Annotated in this window: 22 protein-coding genes; 1 reads left to right on the top strand and 21 read right to left on the bottom strand. The window is 40.2% G+C overall.

What is annotated here, in order from left to right; translation table 11 throughout:
• Positions 1–24: 24 nt before the first annotated feature.
• From ACGHCK_RS03190 to rpsJ, 15 genes are all read right to left on the bottom strand, one after another.
• Positions 25–210, bottom strand: coding sequence for a type Z 30S ribosomal protein S14 (locus tag ACGHCK_RS03190; protein ID WP_003129946.1), 186 nt, complete (start codon positions 208–210; stop codon positions 25–27).
• Positions 211–229: 19 nt separating this feature from the next.
• The gene (gene rplE / locus ACGHCK_RS03185) at positions 230–772 is read right to left on the bottom strand and encodes a 50S ribosomal protein L5 (protein WP_202229750.1); all 543 of its coding nucleotides are present in this window, start codon (positions 770–772) and stop codon (positions 230–232) included.
• 19 nt (positions 773–791) lie between these two features.
• Positions 792–1,097: a 50S ribosomal protein L24 gene (rplX, locus tag ACGHCK_RS03180; RefSeq protein ID WP_202229748.1), complete on the bottom strand. Its 306-nt coding sequence runs from the start codon at positions 1,095–1,097 to the stop codon at positions 792–794.
• Positions 1,098–1,263: 166 nt separating this feature from the next.
• Positions 1,264–1,632, bottom strand: coding sequence for a 50S ribosomal protein L14 (gene rplN, locus ACGHCK_RS03175; protein ID WP_202229746.1), 369 nt, complete (start codon positions 1,630–1,632; stop codon positions 1,264–1,266).
• A gap of 22 nt (positions 1,633–1,654) precedes the next feature.
• On the bottom strand, positions 1,655–1,915 hold the full coding sequence (gene rpsQ / locus ACGHCK_RS03170; protein WP_003133748.1) for a 30S ribosomal protein S17: 261 nt from the start codon (positions 1,913–1,915) through the stop codon (positions 1,655–1,657).
• Between the two features lie 18 nt (positions 1,916–1,933).
• Positions 1,934–2,143, bottom strand: a complete 210-nt coding sequence (gene rpmC / locus ACGHCK_RS03165) for a 50S ribosomal protein L29 (RefSeq protein ID WP_003133747.1) — start codon at positions 2,141–2,143, stop codon at positions 1,934–1,936.
• Complete coding sequence (gene rplP / locus ACGHCK_RS03160; RefSeq protein WP_202229744.1) at positions 2,140–2,556, bottom strand: 50S ribosomal protein L16; 417 nt, start codon at positions 2,554–2,556, stop codon at positions 2,140–2,142. Before rplP ends, rpmC begins: the two co-directional genes overlap by 4 nt.
• A 3-nt stretch (positions 2,557–2,559) precedes the next feature.
• Positions 2,560–3,213, bottom strand: coding sequence for a 30S ribosomal protein S3 (gene rpsC, locus ACGHCK_RS03155; RefSeq protein WP_202229742.1), 654 nt, complete (start codon positions 3,211–3,213; stop codon positions 2,560–2,562).
• Positions 3,214–3,225: 12 nt separating this feature from the next.
• Positions 3,226–3,573 (bottom strand): 50S ribosomal protein L22, encoded by a 348-nt coding sequence (gene rplV, locus ACGHCK_RS03150; protein WP_202229740.1) that lies wholly within the window; start codon positions 3,571–3,573, stop codon positions 3,226–3,228.
• Positions 3,574–3,588: 15 nt separating this feature from the next.
• Positions 3,589–3,867 (bottom strand): 30S ribosomal protein S19, encoded by a 279-nt coding sequence (gene rpsS, locus ACGHCK_RS03145; protein WP_003133742.1) that lies wholly within the window; start codon positions 3,865–3,867, stop codon positions 3,589–3,591.
• A gap of 183 nt (positions 3,868–4,050) precedes the next feature.
• Positions 4,051–4,884 carry a 50S ribosomal protein L2 gene (gene rplB / locus ACGHCK_RS03140; RefSeq protein ID WP_202229738.1) on the bottom strand — a complete coding sequence of 278 codons (834 nt, stop codon included), beginning with the start codon at positions 4,882–4,884 and terminating at the stop codon, positions 4,051–4,053.
• Between the two features lie 15 nt (positions 4,885–4,899).
• Complete coding sequence (locus ACGHCK_RS03135) at positions 4,900–5,202, bottom strand: 50S ribosomal protein L23 (protein ID WP_202229736.1); 303 nt, start codon at positions 5,200–5,202, stop codon at positions 4,900–4,902.
• Positions 5,202–5,828 carry a 50S ribosomal protein L4 gene (rplD, locus tag ACGHCK_RS03130; protein WP_202229734.1) on the bottom strand — a complete coding sequence of 209 codons (627 nt, stop codon included), beginning with the start codon at positions 5,826–5,828 and terminating at the stop codon, positions 5,202–5,204. Before rplD ends, ACGHCK_RS03135 begins: the two co-directional genes overlap by 1 nt.
• Before the next feature lie 22 nt (positions 5,829–5,850).
• A complete protein-coding gene (gene rplC / locus ACGHCK_RS03125; RefSeq protein WP_202229732.1) occupies positions 5,851–6,474 on the bottom strand; it encodes a 50S ribosomal protein L3 in 624 nt (207 codons plus the stop codon).
• A 14-nt stretch (positions 6,475–6,488) separates the two neighbouring features.
• A complete protein-coding gene (rpsJ, locus tag ACGHCK_RS03120; protein ID WP_003129973.1) occupies positions 6,489–6,797 on the bottom strand; it encodes a 30S ribosomal protein S10 in 309 nt (102 codons plus the stop codon).
• 311 nt (positions 6,798–7,108) lie between these two features.
• On the opposite strand from rpsJ, the gene mscL reads away from it, so the two are divergent.
• Positions 7,109–7,489: a large-conductance mechanosensitive channel protein MscL gene (gene mscL / locus ACGHCK_RS03115; protein ID WP_202229730.1), complete on the top strand. Its 381-nt coding sequence runs from the start codon at positions 7,109–7,111 to the stop codon at positions 7,487–7,489.
• Positions 7,490–7,535: 46 nt separating this feature from the next.
• On the opposite strand, the gene ACGHCK_RS03110 is transcribed toward mscL, so the two are convergent.
• From ACGHCK_RS03110 to ACGHCK_RS03085, 6 genes are all read right to left on the bottom strand, one after another.
• Positions 7,536–8,813 (bottom strand): MATE family efflux transporter, encoded by a 1,278-nt coding sequence (locus tag ACGHCK_RS03110; RefSeq protein ID WP_251420302.1) that lies wholly within the window; start codon positions 8,811–8,813, stop codon positions 7,536–7,538.
• A 45-nt stretch (positions 8,814–8,858) separates the two neighbouring features.
• Entirely contained in the window at positions 8,859–9,404 is a 546-nt protein-coding gene (nusG, locus tag ACGHCK_RS03105) for a transcription termination/antitermination protein NusG (protein WP_277612219.1), read from the bottom strand.
• 112 nt (positions 9,405–9,516) lie between these two features.
• The gene (gene secE / locus ACGHCK_RS03100) at positions 9,517–9,714 is read right to left on the bottom strand and encodes a preprotein translocase subunit SecE (RefSeq protein ID WP_202229724.1); all 198 of its coding nucleotides are present in this window, start codon (positions 9,712–9,714) and stop codon (positions 9,517–9,519) included.
• 5 nt (positions 9,715–9,719) lie between these two features.
• The gene (rpmG, locus tag ACGHCK_RS03095; RefSeq protein ID WP_202229722.1) at positions 9,720–9,869 is read right to left on the bottom strand and encodes a 50S ribosomal protein L33; all 150 of its coding nucleotides are present in this window, start codon (positions 9,867–9,869) and stop codon (positions 9,720–9,722) included.
• Between the two features lie 41 nt (positions 9,870–9,910).
• Positions 9,911–11,746, bottom strand: a complete 1,836-nt coding sequence (locus tag ACGHCK_RS03090; protein ID WP_251420303.1) for an acyltransferase family protein — start codon at positions 11,744–11,746, stop codon at positions 9,911–9,913.
• Between the two features lie 167 nt (positions 11,747–11,913).
• The gene (locus ACGHCK_RS03085; protein ID WP_271327892.1) at positions 11,914–14,205 is read right to left on the bottom strand and encodes a PBP1A family penicillin-binding protein; all 2,292 of its coding nucleotides are present in this window, start codon (positions 14,203–14,205) and stop codon (positions 11,914–11,916) included.
• Between the last annotated feature and the right edge of the window lie 22 nt (positions 14,206–14,227).

Below are 14,227 nucleotides of genomic sequence, written 5' to 3'. Positions count from 1 at the left end.
GATGCCCTTTATATAAAATTCAAATTACCAAGATGCTTTCTTAACGCCTGGAAGTTGACCTTTATAAGCCAACTCACGAAGACAGATACGGCAAAGTTTAAATTTGCGGTAAACTGAATGCGGGCGTCCGCAGCGTTCGCAACGAGTGTAGGCTTGCGTTGAGAATTTTGCAGGGCGTTGGTTTTTAACAACCATAGATTTTTTAGCCATTAGTTATTCTCCTATCCTATTATTTAGCAAACGGCATGCCAAGTTTAGCAAGCAATTCACGTGATTCTTCGTCAGTATTCGCAGTTGTTACGATAACAACATCCAAACCACGTACTTTATCAACATCATCGTATGAAATTTCTGGGAAGATCAATTGTTCTTTCACACCAAGTGTGTAGTTTCCACGTCCATCAAATGCTTTATTTGATACACCATGGAAGTCACGTACACGTGGAAGAGAAACAGTTACGAGTTTATCCAAAAATTCGTACATACGTTCGCCACGAAGCGTTACTTTCGCACCGATAGCTTGCCCTTCACGAAGACGGAAAGCCGCAATTGATTTTTTAGCTTTAGTAATCAATGGTTTTTGACCAGAAATCAAAGCCAATTCAGCAACGGCTTTGTCAAGGTTTTTTGAGTTGCTCACTGCATCCCCAACACCCATGTTAAGCACGATTTTTTCAACTTTTGGCACTGCCATGATTGAAGTATAACCGAATTTTTCAGTCAATGCTGGTACTACTTCGTTAGAGTATTTTTCTTTTAAACGATTAGCCATATTCTTTCTCCTTCCCGTCTTAGTCTAGGACTTCGCCTGATTTTTTGTTGAAACGAACTTTTTTGCCGTCAACTTCTTTATAACCAACACGACCAGCTACACCGTTTTTATCAAGCACTTGTACGTTAGAAACGTGGATAGGTGCTTCAATTTCAAGGATAGCGCCGTTTGGATTAACAGCGTCTGGTTTTTGGTGTTTCTTCACGATAGCAACACCTTCAACGATGACTTTGTTCACTTTTGGTAAAGCTTTGATAACTTTACCTGTTGTACCGCGGTCTTTACCTGCGATAACCTTTACAGTATCTCCAGTTTTTACAAACATTTGATATTCCTTTCTTACGCCCTATGGGCACCCTACAGCGTAGGGGACTATTTCTATCCAAGATAGAAGTGAATTTATAAATGCGAAATTAGATTTTTCTTGTTTTATTAGTTTTGACGTAAACAGAGGGGACAATGTCCCCTTTATTTACGAACTCCTCTAGATATTAGAGAACCTCAGGTGCCAAAGAAACAATCTTCATATAACCAGCTTCACGAAGTTCACGAGCTACTGGGCCAAAGATACGTGTTCCTCTAGGTGTTTTATCGTCACGGATAATAACTGCTGCGTTTTCATCAAACTTGATGTAAGATCCATCAGGACGTTTAGCACCAGATTTAGTACGAACGATAACAGCTTTAACAACTTCACCTTTTTTAACAGCTCCACCAGGGGCAGCTGATTTTACTGTAGCTACGATAACATCACCAATACCAGCGAATTTACGGCTTGAGCCACCGAGTACACGGATAGTCAAGATTTCTTTGGCACCAGAGTTATCTGCAACTTTCAAACGGCTTTCTGTTTGAATCATGCTTTTTTCCTCCTAGTATAGCTTAGATAATTACAGCTTCTTCAACGATTTCAATCAAGCGGAAACGTTTGTCTTTTGAAAGTGGACGAGTTTCCATGATACGTACGATATCACCAGTTTTGGCAGTATTGTTTTCGTCATGAGCTTTGTATTTTTTAGAGTAGTTAATGCGTTTACCATAGACTGGGTGGTTACGTTTAGTTTCTACGACAACGGTGATAGTCTTATCCATTTTGTCTGAAACCACGCGGCCTTGATAAACTTTACGTTGATTACGTTCCATTTATGTATTTCTCCCGATCTATTTAGTCAATTCGCGTTGCACAGTTTTAACACGTGCAATTGTTTTCTTCACTTCGTCAAGTTTCGCTGTGTTTTCGAGACGACCAGCTGCAGCTTGGAAACGAAGTTCAAACAATTCTTTTTTCAATTCAGCTTCGCGTGTAGCCAATTCGTCGATTGACAAAGCACGGAGATCTTTGAGAAGTGATTTTGTTTCGTTCAATTTCATTCTGCGTCACCTCGTTTTACAAATTTAGTCTTGACTGGAAGTTTGTGAGAGGCAAGACGCAAAGCTTCGCGTGCTACTTCTTCACTTACACCAGCAATTTCAAACATGATTTTGCCACGTTTAACTGGTGATACCCAACCTTCAGGAGCACCTTTCCCTGAACCCATACGCACACCAATAGCTTTGGCTGTGTATGATTTGTGAGGGAAGATTTTAATCCAAACTTGACCGTTACGTTTCATGTAACGCGTCATAGCAATACGGGCTGCTTCAATCTGACGGTTAGTGATCCAGTGAGATGTAGTCGCTTGAAGACCATATTCACCGAATGCGATTTCTTTACCGCCTTTAGCTTCGCCACGCATTTTACCGCGGAATTCACGGCGGTGTTTTACACGTTTTGGTACTAACATGGATTACTTTTCTCCTTTCGCAGATTTTTTAGTTGGGAGAACTTCACCACGGTAGATCCAAACTTTAACGCCGAGTTTACCGTAAGTAGTGTCTGCTTCTTCCCAAGCGTAATCGATATCCGCACGCAATGTGTGGAGTGGAACTGTACCTTCAGAGTATCCTTCTGCACGGGCGATATCCGCACCATTCAAACGACCAGATACTTGAGTTTTAATCCCTTTAGCTCCTGCACGCATAGCGCGTTGGATAGCTTGTTTTTGAGCACGACGGAAAGCGATACGTGCTTCAAGTTGTTTAGCAATTCCTTCACCAACCAAGTGAGCATCCAAGTCAGGACGTTTAATCTCAACGATATTGATGTGAACTTGTTTACCAGTAAGCTTGTTGAGTTCTGCACGAAGTGCATCAACATTAGCTCCAGATTTACCGATAACCATACCTGGTTTTGCAGTGTGCAAAGTAACGATAACTTTGTTTACCGCACGTTCAGTTTCGATAAGTGAGACTGAAGCATCAGCAAGTTTTGTTTGGATAAGCTGGCGAATAGCCAAGTCTTCGTGAAGGTAATCCGCATATTCTTTCTCAGCATACCATTTGGCATCCCAGTCGCGAATAACGCCAACACGCATACCAATTGGATGAATTTTTTGACCCACGATTTTACCTCCTTATTCTTTCTCAGCCACTACTACTGTAATGTGGCTAGTACGTTTGTTGATTGGTGAAGCTGAACCTTTCGCACGTGGACGGAAACGTTTCATTGTTGGTCCTTCGTTGACGAAAGTTTCGCTAACTACCAAGTTAGCTTTTTCAAGACCAAAGTTATTCTCTGCATTAGCAATAGCTGAGTTCATTACTTTAAGAACTTCTGCAGCACCTTTAGTCGGTGTAAATTTCAAGATTGCAATTGCATCCGCAACACGTTTACCACGAATCAAGTCTGTAGCCAGACGAGTTTTACGAGGTGAAACGCGAACTGTTCTTGCAGTTGCTTTAGCTGAAGTAATTTCTGCCATTTTGTTCTCCTCCTATTAACGTCTAGTTTTCTTGTCGTCAGCAGCGTGACCACGGTATGTACGAGTTGGTGCAAATTCACCTAATTTGTGTCCAACCATATCTTCTTGAACATAAACAGGAACGTGCTTGCGTCCATCGTAAACAGCAATTGTAAGTCCTACAAAATTAGGATAGATTGTAGAACGACGTGACCAAGTTTTAATCACAGATTTCTTTTCGGCGTTTTCTTGAGCTTCGACTTTTTTCATCAAATGCTCATCAGCGAAAGGCCCCTTCTTAAGACTACGACTCATATTTTTGAGTTCTCCTTTAAATTTGATACCACGCTGGCTGCCAGGGCCAGGTTGGCGGATAAAATATAGACATCTTCTCGACATCTTGCTAAAGTTGACAAATTTTATCAATTTTAGCAAGACGCCGAGAAAGCGCCTCAGGACTATCTTTCCAACGCTTACATCTGTAAGCATATTGAAAAATTATTTATCGTTGATACGTTTAACAATAAGTTTGTTAGAACGTGCATTTTTGTTACGCGTTTTGAGACCAAGAGCTGGTTTGCCCCATGGTGTCATTGGTGACTTACGACCAACAGGTTGTTTACCTTCACCACCACCGTGTGGGTGATCATTCGGGTTCATTACAGAACCACGAACTGTTGGACGAATACCACGCCAACGTGTACGACCAGCCTTACCATAGTTGATCAAGTTGTGTTGCTCGTTACCAACTGTACCAACTGTAGCGCGACAAGTTGAAAGAATCATACGCATTTCGCCTGATTGAAGACGAACAAGTGTGTATTTACCTTCTGTACCAAGGACTTGTGCAGACGTACCAGCTGAACGTACGAGCTGTCCACCTTTACCTGGTTTCAACTCAATGTTGTGGATGAAAGTACCAACTGGGATGTTAGCAAGTGGCAATGCATTACCAACTTTAATGTCTGATTCAGGACCAGATACAACAGTCATACCAACTTCAAGACCTTTAGGTGCAAGGATATATGACTTAATCCCATTTTCGTATACGATAAGGGCGATATTAGCTGAGCGGTTTGGATCATACTCTATAGTAGCAACTTTAGCTTTTACGTTATCAGTTGTACGTTTGAAGTCGACCAAGCGGTATTTACGTTTGTGTCCGCCACCGTGGTGACGTACTGTAATGCGGCCAAGGTTATTACGACCAGCTTTTTTGCTAAGACTTACAAGCAAGCTCTTTTCAGGAGTACTTGTAGTGATTTCTGCAAAATCGCTACCAGTCATGTTACGACGACCGTTTGTGGTTGGTTTGTAAACTTTAATTCCCACGATTTTCCTCCTTTATTATTCTGCGTCTTCGCCTTCGCCGAAGAGATCAATAGATTTTGAACCTTCAGTCAAAGTGACGATTGCTTTTTTATAGCCAGGCTTGAAACCTGTATAACGACCCACACGTTTAGCTTTAGGCTTAACGCTGATTGTGTTTACAGATGCAACTTGAACACCTTCAAATGCTGCTTCAACAGCTTGTTTGATAAGGAGTTTGTGTGCGCGAGCATCTACTTCAAAAGTGTATTTCTTTTGATCCATTGCTTGCATAGAAGCTTCTGTAATAATTGGTTTACGGATTACATCATAAAGAGACATTATGCAAGAACCTCCTCAATTTGAGACAGAGCTGCTTGCGTAGCAAGAACTTTGTCAGTGTTTACAAGATCGAGTACGCTTACTGAGTTAGCAGTCGATACTTTCACGTTTTTAAGGTTACGAGCAGAGAGTTCTGCAAATTCGTTACCTTCATTAGGAAGAACAACAAGTACTTTACGCTCAATTGAAAGAGCTTCAAGAACCTTAGCAAATTCGCTAGTTTTTGGTGCCGTGAAGTTCAGTTCGTCAACAGCAACAAGTGTGTTGTCAATAACTTTTTGTGAGTATGCTGACTTGAGGGCCAACTGACGTACTTTTTGTGGAAGTTTGTAAGCATAGCTGCGTGGGTTAGGACCGAAGACAGTACCACCACCACGGAATTGTGGTGAGCGGATTGAACCTTGACGGGCACGTCCAGTTCCTTTTTGACGCCATGGTTTTTTACCGCCACCAGATACAAGTGAGCGATTTTTATGAGCGTGTGTACCTTGACGGAGACTAGCACGTTGTGAAAGAACGACATCAAATAGTACAGCTTCGTTTGGTTCGATACCAAATACTGCATCGTTAAGTGTTACTTCACCAGCTTGTGTGCCGTCTTGTTTAAATAATGATACTTTTGTCATTATAATCTATCTCCTTTCCTTATTATTTAGATTTGATCGCTGATTTGATAACGATCAATGATTTTTTAGCTCCAGGTACGTTACCTTTGATAAGGATAACGTTTTGTTCTGGAAGCACTTGAGCGATAACAAGGTTTTGTACAGTAACTTTCTTATTACCCATACGTCCAGCAAGGCGTTTGCCTTTAGGAACTCTGTTCGCTGCAACAGGTCCCATTGAACCAGGACGACGGTGGTAACGTGACCCGTGAGCCATTGGCCCGCGTGATTGTCCCCAACGTTTGATTGGTCCTTGGAAACCTTTACCTTTAGAAATACCGGTAACATCAACGACATCTCCAGCTTCGAAAGTATCAACTTTAATTTCTGAGCCAACTTCTAAGCCTTCGATTCCTTTGAATTCACGAATGAAGCGCTTAGGAGCTGTGTTAGCTTTAGCTACATGACCTTTGGCAGGTTTGTTAGACAAAACTTCACGTTTGTCATCGAAACCAACTTGAACAGCTTCGTAACCGTCTGTAGCGACAGTTTTTGTTTGAAGTACTACGTTCGGAGTTGCTTCGATCACAGTTACGGGAATTAATTCACCGTTTTCTGTGAAGATTTGAGTCATTCCCACTTTTTTCCCTAAGATTCCTTTTGACATGAGAATTACCTTTCTTATAATTTAATTTCGATGTTTACGCCACTTGGAAGATCAAGTTTCATCAATGAATCAACTGTTTTTTGTGTTGGTTCAATGATATCAATCAAACGTTTGTGTGTACGCATTTCAAACTGTTCGCGTGAGTCTTTGTATTTGTGAGTCGCGCGAATAACTGTGTAGACGCTACGGTCAGTTGGAAGTGGGATTGGACCACTTACTTCTGCGTTTGTACGTTTTGCAGTTTCTACAATTTTTTCAGCAGCAGCGTCAAGGATACGATGTTCGTATGCTTTGAGGCGGATACGGATTTTTTTAGTTGCCATTTTTTCTCCTTCGTCTATTTGTTAATAGGCTAGCTCAGCGGGAAAACCGACACCGAAGTATGGCAATACTTTCGGGTGTGTCGCAACCTCTCGCTTCATCGCTAATACTGCAATTTTTACAGCACCTATCCATTCTATCAAAGCACACCTGTCTTGTCAAGAGTATAAATAATTTTTTTGTAAATTATTTCCTTTCTGCTGCATAGCTGGGCAAGATAACCTATCCGGATTAAATTTTGCGACAAAATAATTCACATCGCTTTAGAAATACTATATAATAACAATATATACATATAATAATAGGAGAACTTATGATTAAAGAATTCAAAGAATTTATTTTACGTGGGAATGTTCTAGACTTAGCTGTCGGTGTTATCATCGGTGCAGCCTTCACAGCCATCGTTTCTTCTTTGGTTAACAATCTCATCAATCCTCTTATCGGACTCTTTGTTCAAGATGGAGCCCTAACCCACATGTCAGTCAAAGTTGCTGGCGCAACTTTTGCATACGGTGCTTTCTTAAATGATGTGTTGAACTTTTTGATTACTGCCTTTATTGTCTTCATTATCGTTAAGGCAATCAACAAGCTCTTTCCTAAAAAAGCTGCCGAGGATACTCCTGCAGTCAACGAAGAACTGGAGACATTACGCGAAATCCGTGATCTCTTAAAAGAAAAAGAACTTTCAAAATAATTTTATAACATCTAAAAAGTCATCCAAAACTAAACGGGATGACTTTTTAGATGTTAAGATAGTGCTGCATTGTTCTCTGAAAACGTAGTTTCATAAAAACAAATCTGAAAAAGTTGTCTGCAAGAACAGCAAACCATATCCCCTCCAGCCCAAATGCAAAAATTTGACTGAGAACGTACCCAAGGCCCACACGAATGACGAGCATTCCTACAATTGTTGTATATAAGGGAAGCTTTGCATTTCCTATTCCTTGAAAAGCTGCTGTATAAGTTGTCGTTCCCGTCACAAAAAATGTTGCTAAGAAGGAAAAAAGGATAACTGTGTGACTGGCTGCAAGAGCCGTTGTATCTGAAGTGAAAAGTCGACTCAAGAATGAGGAGGCTAAAAATAGAAATAAACCAATAGCAAACATCATACTGCTTGCCAGCCAATAAGTCTTTGTGATATAAGAGCGAATGGCTTCGATATTTTTTTGCCCCCACTCTTGAGCAACTAAAATTACGGTAACAGTGGCTAAACCAAAGGCAGGCATATAGTTAAACTGTGTGATACTCTCACCGATGGCGTTACCTGCAAATACAGGGTTGCCTAAAGTAATAATCAAAACCATAATTACTAGATCCCCTACACGCATAGCCAAACGCTCTCCCGCAGCTGGGATTGTCAAAAAAATCAATTCCTTGCTGATTTTTTCTGTGAAAAAAGTTTTTGTCGGCTTTAAATTTTTCTCTTTCAATTTTTTCCATAAATAAAGGAGAGCCAAAGCTCTTGAGGCTATCGTTCCCAAGGCTACTCCGACAATTCCCATATGGAGGCCAAATATCAATACAGCCGAAAGAAGGAGGTTGAAGATGTTGGCAAAAAAACTGGCATACATTGGCGTCCGGGTATCTCCATTTGCTCTGATAATTGCTCCAAAACTTGTCATCAATGCTAAAAGAACAATTGTTCCCCCAACTAAAAGCAAGTAAGTCTGACCTAAAGCAGCTACTTCGCCACGCCCACCAAAAAAATGAACCAAGTCCTGAGTGAATATTGCCGTTAATATTCCAATGAGACCGCCTAATAACACGGTAAGTTTCACACCTGCGTTAAGCATGTGTCCCGTCATTTTTCGAGCAAGAACACTTGATAATATCGTACCTAAAGCAATGAATATCGCCTGATAAACAGTAATAATGTTATTTGCCAGCGAAACCCCTGCTACAGCTGCAAGACCAAGTCGCGTGACTAAAAATGTATCGCTAAGCCCCATCAACATTTGTAAAAAGTTTTCGATAACGGCTGGGAGTGCAAATTTTAAGATTTCTTTTGTTGATTTCATATTTAGGGTAAATAAGAGCGCACTCTTAGAGATACGCTCTTATTTTTATCCTTTGACTTCTTCAATTTGATGCAAATCAAGTTCTACTGGTGTTTCACGTCCAAACATGTCTACCATAACTTTAATCTTATCATCGCCTAAAACTTCAGTAATAGGTGCTTCAAATCCTGAGAAAGCGCCATCAATAATGCGCACACGCTTACCAACAAAAATATCAAAGTCAATCTCACGCACAACTTTGCCCATACCAATAAGGATTTCTTGAATTTCTTCTTCAAAAAGCGGCGTTGGCTTTGAACGGTTACCGTGTGAACCTACAAACCCTGTAACATTCGGTGTATTACGAACGATAAACCAAGCTTCGTCTGTCATGTTCATTTCCACTAAAACATAACCCGGGAACAAATTTTCTTCAACATCTTTCATCTTACCGTTCACTTCTGTGCGAACCGTTTCTGTTGGAATCTCAACGCGAAGAATTTTGTCCGCCATGTTATAAAGTTCTGCACGCTCAAGCAAATCTTCTTTAACTTTTTTTTCGTAACCAGAGTAAGTTTGGATAACAAACCAGCCTTGGTCAAAACTTGTCAATGTACTTTCGTCCATTTGAGTACCTCTTTATTATTTATTTTCAAATTTGTAAGTTCATAGTCTGAACGGATTGTATAAGAAAAAGGCTCTCGCCTCTTCCTTCATTATATCACTAATTACGTACAAATGGAAGTAGGTACTGTACAGCACTTGTAATACCATTTTGCGTTACCCAGTCGAAAATCATCAAAAAGATGAGGAAAAAAACAGTATATTCAATAACCATGAAAAAATCAATAACAGACTGTTTACGTGTCGGCCACGTTGTTAACTTCATTTCTTTGACAACACTACCAATAAATTTAAACATTTACTTTATCTCGTTTCTTTATGCAAAGTATGTTTGCCACATCGTGAGCAAAACTTTTTGACTTCAATGCGTTTTTCTTTTGCTGTCCTGGACAGTTGTAGAGAGTAATTTCTCGAGCCACAGACAGTGCATGCCAATCCCGCTTTTTTTAACATGCTATTATTTTAGCAGAACTCCGAAAAAAATTCAAATCTCTCTATTTTTTCGCCATACTTTCCAAAATCAAGCGTGTATAGTTTATCGCACCTTGATCTTTTGGATGGATACCGTCACTATAGAACCATGAGCTTTGGTTTTCCGAAAGACCGTGCCAATCAATAATTGTCAAATTGGGATACTTTTTAGCCATTTCCTTTAACTGACTATTATTACTCTTTTCCCAAGGACGGGGCATGAGATTATTGATCCAGTAAACAGGTTTGTCACCAACTTCTTGCATAATCTTTTCAACATAATTCGTATTCCCAATAGTTAGTGTTCCATTTGTGCCTAAACCAATCAAAATAGCATCTGCCTTTTGAACAGCCTCCTTATTCTCTGCTAAAATCGTCGCACCAGAATCTACTTGTTCCCCTACGACGGCTTTAATCGTCATTCTTGGAAAGGCCTCTTGAAGATCTGTTGAACCTGCCACCATGACAGAATCTCCAACTGCAAAAATTTGCATTTTACTTGCTTTTTCTGCAACCACGGGATCAACACCGTATTTTTCAGCAATACTTTTAAGAGGGGCACTGACACGCGCATTTGCAGCTTTCAAGTTAGCCTCTTCAAGAGCTTTTTGCTGTTCCATAATCTTGGCTTCTAAGACTTGTTGATCATGTGGAGACTTGGGAGAGGTTAAGATGATAATCAAAGAAGTGCTTACCAAGATGACAACTGCGAGTACTTTTTTGGGTAATGCTCGCCATTTATCTTGCTTAATGTCTTCTGCCTTTGATTTAATCCATGGCCATAATTTGCTATAATCGTAAGCCACGAGCGGACCTTCAATAAAACGATAAGAGAGTTCAGACAAAGCAAAAACTAGAAACAACTGCCAGATAACATTGTACCAGCTTGTAGGATTAATAATTTTTGCAGCAGCCAGAGCAAATACTGGTAACTGCCATAAATAAATGCCATAGGAACGCGAGCCGATATAATCAAAAACTCTATTCGAAAATATTCTGTTCGCTTTCAACCCTGGATGCACAACTAAGGCAATTAAGAGCATTGACAAGAGACTAACAAACCAGAGGCCACCATAGTATGTAAGTGGACTTTGCGCTGGCATAAAGATATATAAGAGCAACGTAAGGGCAAGGACACCTAATAATAGATTGCGACCAAATACTTGCCCTCTCTTGTTCAAATTAGCATGACTTTTGTTCAGTGGCCAGATGAAAGCCAGACTCGCTCCCATGAAAAGGCTAAAGACCCTCGTATCTGTTCCATAGTAAACACGTGTTGGGTCTTGGCCAACCTTATACTGAGCAATCATCAAAATTAATGAGATTATTGCTAAAAAGTTAAGCAATAAAAAACTATGTTTCTTACTGCGAATAATTTTCACCAAAAAAATGACTATAAGTGGCCAAAAAAGAAAGAATTGTCCCTCAATCGCGAGATAATATATGTGTTTAAAAGGTGACTCACCTGCCGCATCCGCAAAATAAGACGAACCTTGTTGGATTTGCCACCAGTTCTGAACCATAAAAACACTTGACAAGAAATTTGACCGCAAGCCTTTCATCTGATTGTTCTGGAAGAACAACAGATAAGGAGAGACAATCAGAAAGACAGCTAAAAGCATGGGGTAAATACGCTTCATTCTTTTTTTCCAAAAGTTAAGAGGGCTTATCTTTTTAGTCTCCTTAAACTCTCTTAGCAATGAATCCGTCACCAAATAGCCAGAGAGGACAAAGAAGAGGACAACGCCTAAAAAGCCACCCTGAATTTTTTGTGGATAAAGATGATATAAAATGACAGCAAAAACCCCTAAGGTACGTAAGCCATTGAAACCACTAACAAAACGTTTTTTTGCTTCCACCACTGTCCTCCCTCTAAAAAATAAATTTTAATTTCACTACTTATTTTACCCTGTTTAGATTAACTTTTGGCTCACATTTTTGTAAGAAAAAAAGCCGTGGCATGACTTTTTTTCTAAACTTATGCACTATCTCTATTCTACCACTTTTAGTAATTTTTTAGAACATTTTACCTATTGAAAAATCCAGTAATATTGTCCCAAATATTTTTAGCGGCATTTTTTGCATCATCAACTGTTTTTTGGAAATCAAATCCACTGCCTGTACCTGAGGAAGCACTGCTAGAAGATTCACTTTTCGGTATATTTCCTGTCGTATTTTGCGCACTTTGCTCTTGATAAACAATCGCATCTTGCTGGTCACGGAGTGCTGTCCAGGCTGGAGTAATAGGAGCAATGTTATGCATAGCATAGGCATTTTCAGCTGTGAACGCCGTCCCCGCCGTATAAGGCAACAGATAACTTGCTATATTCCGGAAAATTACAGAGGGTTGTCCTTCAGATGTTCCCTGCAATTGTTGTTGCTCATTCGTTTCATTTGGGAAGCCAATCCAAAGCGCAATCGCAATGTCTGGTGTATAGCCGACAACCCATTGGTCTGTTGTATTGTTGGTCCCCGTTTTACCCGCCATAGCATAACTAGCAGGAGCTGCATTCCAAGCCGAACCGTTCGTAAATGTCCCCAACATCATTGCGTTCATCTTTTCTGCCACTTCTTTAGTCATAATACGCTTTTGCGTAACATTAGCTGTAGCAATTGTATCGCCAGCTGCATTTTCGATTTTGGTAATCAAATGTGCACTGTTCATTACTCCATCATTTGCAAATGTTGCATAGGCTTGGGCCATTTCCCAAGGGTTCGTTTCAACACCAGAGCCAAGGACTGTGGATAAAGTATTATTTTCATTTTCCTTCTTAAGATTCAGACCAAATTCCCGGCCCACAGCATTACCTTTTTCAGGTGTGATATCCCGATAAGTGTTAATCGCTGGAATATTATAGGAGTTAGCCAGAGCCTGATACATAGGAACAGTGCCCAAATATTCACCACTGTAATTTTGCGGTTTCCAGTTGTCTGGCGGATAAGTTGTAGGCTTATCCTCCAAACTTTTGTCAATTGCCCAGCCTGCCTGAACAGCAGGAAGATAAGCAATGAGAGGTTTGATAACTGATCCCGTAGAGCGTCTAGACTGTGTCGCGTAGTTGAAGTCAAAAAAGCTATTATGATTCTCAGATGTAACATTACCAACAAGCGCTTCGACACCTCCAGTCTTTGGATTTATCGCAACAGCGCCTGACTGTGCATGGGTGCCATCGGCAGCTTGAGGGAAAAGAGCGGGATTATCATAAGTAACCTGCATCCCTGCCTGCTTATTCTGATCTAAAGTCGTATAAATCTTATAGCCATCATTCATGATATCTTGAAGGCTGAGACCATATTTACGTTCTGCTTCAGAGATTACAGCATTGAAGTAACTTGGATATTTGTATGCTGCTGACTGAGGAACATAAGTATCTTTAAGCTTCGATTTGAGATCAATCGAAGCATAACTATCCGCTTCGGCTTGTTTCAGATAGCCCGCACTTACCATATTTTGTAAGACAGTATTACGTCGCGGCGTTGCGTATTTTCCGTCCTGATAAAGCGGATTATAAATTTCCGGACCTTTAAGCATACCAGCAAGGGTTGCCGCCTCATCTACTGTGACCTGATTTGCAGAAACACCAAAGTATTTCCTACTCGCATCTTCAATGCCCCAAACACCGTTACCAAAATAAGCGTTATTCAAGTACATTGCAAGAATCTCTTGCTTGTTGTAATGTTTATTGATTTCTAAAGCTAAGAAAAACTCACGCGCTTTACGGTCAATGGTTTGTTTCTGGGTAAGATAGGCATTTTTGGCTAGCTGCTGGGTAATTGTTGAACCACCACCAAACTTCCCAAAAGTAAAGGTAGCTAAGGCAAAGCGACTGAGATTTACCCCATGATTTTCATAGAATGTGCGATCCTCTGTCGCCACAACAGCATTTTTGATATTGTCACTGATTTGCTCAAACTTAACCGTTGTCCCCTTACTGCCATAAAGAAGACCAGCCTCATCCCCATTTTTATCTACAATTTGTGTTTGAGCATCAATTGATTTTTGCAAAATTGAAACATTGGCTGTTTTAGCCAAATAAAAAAGGTAAGAACCAATTGCTAAAATCATGACTAAAACAGCAATGATGGTAATTTTGGTTAAGTTATACTTCTTCCAAAAGCGTTTGACCGGACGTAAAAACTGCCTTATTTTTTCTGTATAAGGCGCCATGATTCTTAAATATTTTTTTATACCCCTAAGGTCCTCAAGCGGAACTTCCGCTTCTTTCATCACCTTTTCTTCTATATTATTTTTCTCTATACTTTTGGATGACTTCTTATTTTTAGCACGTCGGCTAAAACTTTGATTTTCTTCTGACATGAATTTAAAAAATCCTTTGTTC

The organism is Lactococcus muris, from assembly GCF_042849115.1.
Classification (GTDB): domain Bacteria; phylum Bacillota; class Bacilli; order Lactobacillales; family Streptococcaceae; genus Lactococcus; species Lactococcus muris.
The sequence above is the reverse complement of the archived record's forward strand: the minus strand, read 5'-3'. Positions and strand labels throughout refer to the sequence as shown.

Excerpts from the sequence above, each read along its gene's own strand:
- mscL (WP_202229730.1), top strand. The coding sequence starts at position 7,109 with ATGATTAAAGAATTCAAAGAATTTATTTTACGTGGGAATGTTCTAGAC.
- rplD (WP_202229734.1), bottom strand. The coding sequence starts at position 5,828 with ATGACAAAAGTATCATTATTTAAACAAGACGGCACACAAGCTGGTGAA.
- ACGHCK_RS03135 (WP_202229736.1), bottom strand. The coding sequence starts at position 5,202 with ATGTCTCTTTATGATGTAATCCGTAAACCAATTATTACAGAAGCTTCT.
- rpmG (WP_202229722.1), bottom strand. The coding sequence starts at position 9,869 with ATGTTAAAAAAAGCGGGATTGGCATGCACTGTCTGTGGCTCGAGAAAT.
- rplP (WP_202229744.1), bottom strand. The coding sequence starts at position 2,556 with ATGTTAGTACCAAAACGTGTAAAACACCGCCGTGAATTCCGCGGTAAA.
- ACGHCK_RS03085 (WP_271327892.1), bottom strand. The coding sequence starts at position 14,205 with ATGTCAGAAGAAAATCAAAGTTTTAGCCGACGTGCTAAAAATAAGAAG.
- rpsQ (WP_003133748.1), bottom strand. The coding sequence starts at position 1,915 with ATGGAACGTAATCAACGTAAAGTTTATCAAGGCCGCGTGGTTTCAGAC.
- ACGHCK_RS03190 (WP_003129946.1), bottom strand. The coding sequence starts at position 210 with ATGGCTAAAAAATCTATGGTTGTTAAAAACCAACGCCCTGCAAAATTC.
- rpsS (WP_003133742.1), bottom strand. The coding sequence starts at position 3,867 with ATGAGTCGTAGTCTTAAGAAGGGGCCTTTCGCTGATGAGCATTTGATG.
- rplC (WP_202229732.1), bottom strand. The coding sequence starts at position 6,474 with ATGTCAAAAGGAATCTTAGGGAAAAAAGTGGGAATGACTCAAATCTTC.
- rplE (WP_202229750.1), bottom strand. The coding sequence starts at position 772 with ATGGCTAATCGTTTAAAAGAAAAATACTCTAACGAAGTAGTACCAGCA.
- ACGHCK_RS03110 (WP_251420302.1), bottom strand. The coding sequence starts at position 8,813 with ATGAAATCAACAAAAGAAATCTTAAAATTTGCACTCCCAGCCGTTATC.
- rplN (WP_202229746.1), bottom strand. The coding sequence starts at position 1,632 with ATGATTCAAACAGAAAGCCGTTTGAAAGTTGCAGATAACTCTGGTGCC.
- rplV (WP_202229740.1), bottom strand. The coding sequence starts at position 3,573 with ATGGCAGAAATTACTTCAGCTAAAGCAACTGCAAGAACAGTTCGCGTT.
- secE (WP_202229724.1), bottom strand. The coding sequence starts at position 9,714 with ATGTTTAAATTTATTGGTAGTGTTGTCAAAGAAATGAAGTTAACAACG.
- rpmC (WP_003133747.1), bottom strand. The coding sequence starts at position 2,143 with ATGAAATTGAACGAAACAAAATCACTTCTCAAAGATCTCCGTGCTTTG.
- rplX (WP_202229748.1), bottom strand. The coding sequence starts at position 1,097 with ATGTTTGTAAAAACTGGAGATACTGTAAAGGTTATCGCAGGTAAAGAC.
- rpsJ (WP_003129973.1), bottom strand. The coding sequence starts at position 6,797 with ATGGCAACTAAAAAAATCCGTATCCGCCTCAAAGCATACGAACATCGT.